The sequence below is a fragment of the Clostridium sp. DFI.1.208 genome (genome assembly GCF_024463855.1).
Classification (GTDB): domain Bacteria; phylum Bacillota_I; class Bacilli_A; order Erysipelotrichales; family Erysipelotrichaceae; genus Clostridium_AQ.
In genome coordinates, this window is sequence record NZ_JANGCA010000112.1 from 1 (window position 1) to 5,314 (window position 5,314).

The following is a 5,314-nucleotide window of genomic DNA, read 5'->3' on the forward strand; positions in this document are numbered from 1 at the left end:
AGGATGCGCATCAAAAGCGATTGAAAGAGACGGTCTGTCTTGCCGTAACAGGGATAAAGGAGCTGATGCCACGATATGAGGATGCATTCAAAAGCGCATTGATAGACTATGAAAATAAGATATATCCGCTCATCTCGATCGCATTGGAAGAAAGAGGAGAGGTCTGGCTCCCATCCCTTGGGATATCAAAAGAATTTCTCGATAAGGTGGGGACAGACATGACGGGATTTCTGGAATACATGAACGATGTATTAGAAGCGTTCGGCAATGCATTATACGGTATCCACAAAAGATTGGGTGATGCTTCAAAGCTACAAGCACTCTTCGTGAATGTAGATAAGAAAAGATTCCAAGCTTGATATGATGAAACAGTGAGGCTCTTTCCTCACTGTTTCATGAACGCGAAGCATTGCATACAATGAAAGATATAGAAGGTATCGTCCTACCTGGCAATTTGCCAGGTAGATATGGAATACCGCTTCCGGCTCCATCAGTCAATGACCGGGTCGTATTTTCCTAACGGAAAATCTCCACCCTGCCTACGGCTCCTTGACTGCTCCACCTCCAGCGGTGTGAAGAAAGTGTAAGGTAGCTACACTTACAGTTGATAGCGGCAGAACCGCACAGGAGGAAATTATGTATTATTATGAAGTAGAATCACAATCAGTAGTTTTGAATGGTAAAGATGCTTATGTAGCATCCGAACGAGTCTTGCGTGAGTTTGACCTTTTGGTCATCGACAGTAAGGAGCACGGTTTCATTACTGTCTTCATCTCTCGGCAGCTCACAAATTTTGAAGCGATATCGCTCCCATTTGAAATCGGCACCTATCTCATGAAGATGGATATCGAAGGCTATCTGAGAAAGAAGAAGGCAGAGTCAAGCGCGGATATCATCCTGAGGAAAGTAGAGGTCAAAGTCAAAGAAATACAGAATCTAGAGAAGCTGAAGAAGTATGAAAGAGACCCTAAGGTCAAAGCATTGTTAGAAGAATATGAAGCTTTACAGAAGGAAGCACCTATCCAGACAGAAGCTGAGAAGAATGCATATGGTGGATTATCCGTACAGGATATCGACTGATCGGATGGAAACGGGAAAGGACATCCTTTCCCGATCTTTCATCTTCATATATATGTGCGCCCCTACCTGGCAAGTTGCCAGGTAGCTATGGAATACCACTTACGTTTCCTCAGTCAAGGACCGGGTCGTATTTTCCTGACGGAAAATCTCCACCCTGCCTGTGGCTCCTTGACTGTTCCACCTCCAGCGGTGTGGAGAAAGTGTAAGGTACATATCCTTAAAAGAAGATAATAGATAAAAATACATTTACGGGAGGTAAACATGAATGAGCGTGTCGTATCGAACGGGATACATGACAAAAAAATGAAAAACATATTCATTTTAGGACAGCCAAGGACTGGTAAGAGTACGATTGCTAAAAAATTGTTGTCATATGGTGCTTTTAGTATTTTAGCAATGGATGAAGTAAGACATGCGTTTTATGCATGCGGGATACGGGATATATATGCAAAGGGTAATAAGACCGAGGTGGAGGATATATATTCCACAGCTTTTTCAGAGTTTATAAAAAGCTATATCAAATCTTTTCGTTATAACAATCCGGATATCACCCTGATCATCGAAGGGATGGAAATGACCGTACAGGAAGTGGCCAAGGAATTTCCGGAGGATATCATCGTAGTCTTGGGAATCGACACATCTGATACACAGGTATTTTTTGATTTGATAAGAATGCAGGAACGCACGATCGGACATGCATGGACCAGAAATATTACGGATGATGAACTATATGAATGTATCGAACGTAGTATGAGATTTTCTAAAGAAAACGAGAAAGATGCACGGAAATTGAAGATCATGTATTTTTCCTGCAATGGTTATCGGACAGAAGATTATGAAAGATCGATCATCGACTATATACTACGGTCCATGTCTTCCGATGATATAAGGTCTTACCGTGAACATATGAATTTGATGGATCTATATCTTTTCTTAGATCTTACTAATCATTTTGAAAACTATGACTATATAAAAAATATTTTGAAAATAGATTATTATCAGATCATCAAGGTAGGTCATCGTGATCTATTAGAGCTTCATGAGCTTCGCCTTAGAGTCCCTATCTTATATCATGTCGATGACCTTAGCATATTTGAAAAGCAAATATCCAAGCTTAGAGATTTGAGAAATACATCGAAAGATATCGTTATCGATATCTGTGGGAATATTGAAAACTTAGGAGGGATCACGAAATGAAACTGTTTATGATAAGTGGAAGGATAAAGGATATCAGAACAAGGATATCGGCAACCCAGCGAAGCTTTCTCAATATGCATATCTCTTCCAGTGACGGTGCGTCCTATGAAATATCGATGTCATATGAGCACGTATTCGATAACCGTCCTCTGGAGGTCGGTGATCGTGTGATGGCAAAAGGACAGATCGTCTCCCATGAGAGTGAGGATGCATCCGGTGAGGTACATCTGTCCTATGAATTCATAGCAGAGCACATCACGAGGTATTAGCCTGCACTACCTGGCAACTTGCCAGGTAGTTTCCTCATGTGCCAGATAGTCGAAAGAGAGGATGCAAAAATATGAAATTACTCATTCTGATACAATCACTGTATATCATCTATTTATTATCACGGATCAAGCACTATAAACAAGAAATCGAAATGTACGAAAACTTACGTTCTATGTATGTCGAAATGATACGATGGATGAATGCTGAGCGTCTGAAAGATAAAACATAAGTATGGTGACGTATCACGACTAAGGGAGAAAGTCGTAAAAAACTCCATGCAATGAGATAGCTTCAGATCGGCTGCGCCTCTACATGGCAAGTTGCCATGTAGCTATGGAATACCGCATCCGACTCCTCAGTCAAGGACCGGGTCGTATTTTCCTGACGGAAAATCTCCACCCTGCCTTGCGGCTCCCTGACTGCTCCACCTCCAGCGGTATGAAGAAAGTGTAAGGTACATATCCTTACGATCGTAAGCGGTGACCCCGCAAGGAGAAAAATATGAAAACTATAGTGAACACGATCATCGGAAGCAACAACATTATAATCAGAAACAGCACGGTATCCCACATCAAGAATGTCGAGACCCTTTCACAAGGTTGGAACTGGGTCGAATCCACAGAGGGCTCAGGCTTCTTACTATCACCTGAGGGAGATAGCGTCGTCGATTATGTCCTGATCATAGGGACAAATGATATCCGTTACCGTTTCCATGATACGGAGTCATGGATGCTGTTCGTAGGAACAGAAAAAGAATTCAAGGATTTCATCATAAAGAAAGTGAGAGATGAGATATGATATCCATAAATGAAGATAGAAACAAGTTGATGAACGATATACTGACTCTACAGCAGAAAGAACTCGAAAGCTGTGATAATCTCCGAGCACTCTATATATCCATGCTCAACCATCACGATCATCACAATGACCATAGTTGTACGGAAAAAGGTGTCAATATCCGTGTAGGAGATATCTGTTATATCGATTTCGGAAATGCATTCATCGAAGAGATAGGCTTCCAACATTTCGGTCTCATCCTGAGCCTATGTAAAAATAAAGCGTATGTCGTGCCAATGAGCGGCAATGAGCTGGCTTATGCACAAGCCTATAGTAAAGACACCCCAAACGGAAAACAGCATCTGATGCGCCTGGAAAAGGTCGGTAGGATGAAGAAACGTTCTGTCTTATTCATAAACGATTCCAAATGGATAAATACCGCGAGGGTCATAGATGTAAAAGGACATCTGAAAAGAGACAGTCAAGTCTTTCAAGAAATCATGACCAGGGTCAAAGACATGATATCCTAGAGGAGCTCTCCTCTAGGATATTTCATATACTACCGAGCAACTGATCAAGGAAAAAGATGCTGGATAGCTCTGCCGGCTCAGGAGCCGGCCAACTACATGGCAAGTTGCCATGTAGCTATGGAATACCGCACATGGTTCCTCAGTCAAGGAGCGGGTCGTATCTTCCTGACGGAAGATCTCCACCCTGCCTTCGGCTCCTTGACTACTCCACCTCGTGCGGTGTGAAGAAAGTGTAAGGTAAGTGGCAACCCCACAGGAGATGGAACATGAAAAAATTATATTACCTGACGTATCATCAGCATCTTGGTCAAGATACAAGATATCTTGCGGAAGGATTGATCCTGAATGATGAAGAGCTTCAACAAAAGTCTCACTTCTCAATAGGTGAAGAATCCTACATCTGCTCGGCAGTTCCTTTGAACGATGCCGAAGATATCTATTATTTCATACAAGATCTCATCCAGCGAGGTAAGACGACGAATATGCAGACTAAGAGATTACAGACCTTGGCATTACGTGAGTTTCTGAACGGTGAACCCGGAGATCTATATACAGTCCTTTGCGATAAAGTACAGTACGGTATCACAAGGATACAGAAGCAGAGTGCAGCCGGCCACACATTCTATGAGTTAGATGATCATTATGCAGATATCTGTAGGAGAAACAACGCAAGCATGCTCGTTGAATTTGCATATCTCGGATACACAGTCGACTATTGCTTTGCATTGTATGATGAGCTATTGAACATCGAACTGATATTCAGTGATCAAAAACAGTACCATAACAAATCTTGGAGATGTGACGATGAATAAGGAGATTTTTGAATACGGCGGCCATCATTTTATTCCGGCAAGGCAGTTCACCAGAGAAGAAGATGATCTCTTTGTTATTTCACGAAGGCAACGAAGAGATGAAGAACTCGGCTTTTGTAAGTCAGGCAATGGCTATGAGAGCAAGTATCCTTATTCTCCTGAGGGTTTCTATGCTGCGTCACCGGACAAGGAATGTGATCTGTTCCGCTGTATGGAAAATGGAAAGCTATATCTGCCTTGTGAAAATGATCTACAAGAGTATGTGGAGGCAGAGAAATGTAAACTACCAAAATCAACACGACCGAAAGAGCAAATAGAGTAGAACTGTCATACTCACAGAAACCGGATATCAGTATCCTTGTTGATCGAAAGCTGCCGATGACGATGTTATCAGCAGCTTCCCTGATATGTTTAGATCACTCTTTCTGTTGCACGACTACATGGCAAGTTGCCATGTAGGTATGGAATACCGCACATGGTTCCTCAATCAAGGAGCGGGTCGTATCTTCCTTACGGAAGAACTCCACCCTGCCTATGGCTCCTTGACTGTTCCACCTTGTGCGGTGTGAAGAAAGTGTAAGGTAGTTATCAAAAAGGAAGGAGTGCTTTTGAAAGGGTTGCGGAAAACGCCTTACGAATGTATAATTT

Annotated in this window: 9 protein-coding genes; all 9 read left to right on the plus strand. The window is 42.2% G+C overall.

Features of this window, described 5'->3' with window-relative positions:
• A partial coding sequence (locus NE665_RS23175) for a hypothetical protein (protein ID WP_256302658.1) occupies positions 1-359 on the plus strand: 359 nt, incomplete at its 5' end.
• 277 nt (positions 360-636) lie between these two features.
• Positions 637-1,080, plus strand: a complete 444-nt coding sequence (locus NE665_RS23180; protein WP_216881136.1) for a hypothetical protein — start codon at positions 637-639, stop codon at positions 1,078-1,080.
• 261 nt (positions 1,081-1,341) lie between these two features.
• A complete protein-coding gene (locus tag NE665_RS23185) occupies positions 1,342-2,277 on the plus strand; it encodes a hypothetical protein (RefSeq protein WP_216881132.1) in 936 nt (311 codons plus the stop codon).
• Positions 2,274-2,546 carry a single-stranded DNA-binding protein gene (locus NE665_RS23190; RefSeq protein ID WP_216881129.1) on the plus strand — a complete coding sequence of 91 codons (273 nt, stop codon included), beginning with the start codon at positions 2,274-2,276 and terminating at the stop codon, positions 2,544-2,546. The genes NE665_RS23185 and NE665_RS23190 overlap by 4 nt, the downstream gene beginning before the upstream one ends.
• Positions 2,547-2,617: 71 nt before the next feature.
• Positions 2,618-2,776: a hypothetical protein gene (locus NE665_RS23195; RefSeq protein WP_216881126.1), complete on the plus strand. Its 159-nt coding sequence runs from the start codon at positions 2,618-2,620 to the stop codon at positions 2,774-2,776.
• Positions 2,777-3,048: 272 nt separating this feature from the next.
• Positions 3,049-3,345 carry a hypothetical protein gene (locus NE665_RS23200; protein WP_216881123.1) on the plus strand — a complete coding sequence of 99 codons (297 nt, stop codon included), beginning with the start codon at positions 3,049-3,051 and terminating at the stop codon, positions 3,343-3,345.
• Positions 3,342-3,854, plus strand: a complete 513-nt coding sequence (locus NE665_RS23205) for a hypothetical protein (protein ID WP_216881120.1) — start codon at positions 3,342-3,344, stop codon at positions 3,852-3,854. The genes NE665_RS23200 and NE665_RS23205 overlap by 4 nt, the downstream gene beginning before the upstream one ends.
• Positions 3,855-4,120: 266 nt before the next feature.
• Positions 4,121-4,666 (plus strand): hypothetical protein, encoded by a 546-nt coding sequence (locus NE665_RS23210; RefSeq protein ID WP_216881117.1) that lies wholly within the window; start codon positions 4,121-4,123, stop codon positions 4,664-4,666.
• Positions 4,659-4,988, plus strand: coding sequence for a hypothetical protein (locus NE665_RS23215; RefSeq protein WP_216881100.1), 330 nt, complete (start codon positions 4,659-4,661; stop codon positions 4,986-4,988). Before NE665_RS23210 ends, NE665_RS23215 begins: the two co-directional genes overlap by 8 nt.
• Positions 4,989-5,314 lie beyond the last annotated feature (326 nt).

What these genes read in the sequence shown, in the direction of transcription:
- NE665_RS23190 (WP_216881129.1), top strand. Translation starts at nt 2,274, where the DNA reads ATGAAACTGTTTATGATAAGTGGAAGGATAAAGGATATCAGAACAAGG.
- NE665_RS23185 (WP_216881132.1), top strand. Translation starts at nt 1,342, where the DNA reads ATGAATGAGCGTGTCGTATCGAACGGGATACATGACAAAAAAATGAAA.
- NE665_RS23210 (WP_216881117.1), top strand. Translation starts at nt 4,121, where the DNA reads ATGAAAAAATTATATTACCTGACGTATCATCAGCATCTTGGTCAAGAT.
- NE665_RS23200 (WP_216881123.1), top strand. Translation starts at nt 3,049, where the DNA reads ATGAAAACTATAGTGAACACGATCATCGGAAGCAACAACATTATAATC.
- NE665_RS23205 (WP_216881120.1), top strand. Translation starts at nt 3,342, where the DNA reads ATGATATCCATAAATGAAGATAGAAACAAGTTGATGAACGATATACTG.
- NE665_RS23215 (WP_216881100.1), top strand. Translation starts at nt 4,659, where the DNA reads ATGAATAAGGAGATTTTTGAATACGGCGGCCATCATTTTATTCCGGCA.
- NE665_RS23195 (WP_216881126.1), top strand. Translation starts at nt 2,618, where the DNA reads ATGAAATTACTCATTCTGATACAATCACTGTATATCATCTATTTATTA.
- NE665_RS23180 (WP_216881136.1), top strand. Translation starts at nt 637, where the DNA reads ATGTATTATTATGAAGTAGAATCACAATCAGTAGTTTTGAATGGTAAA.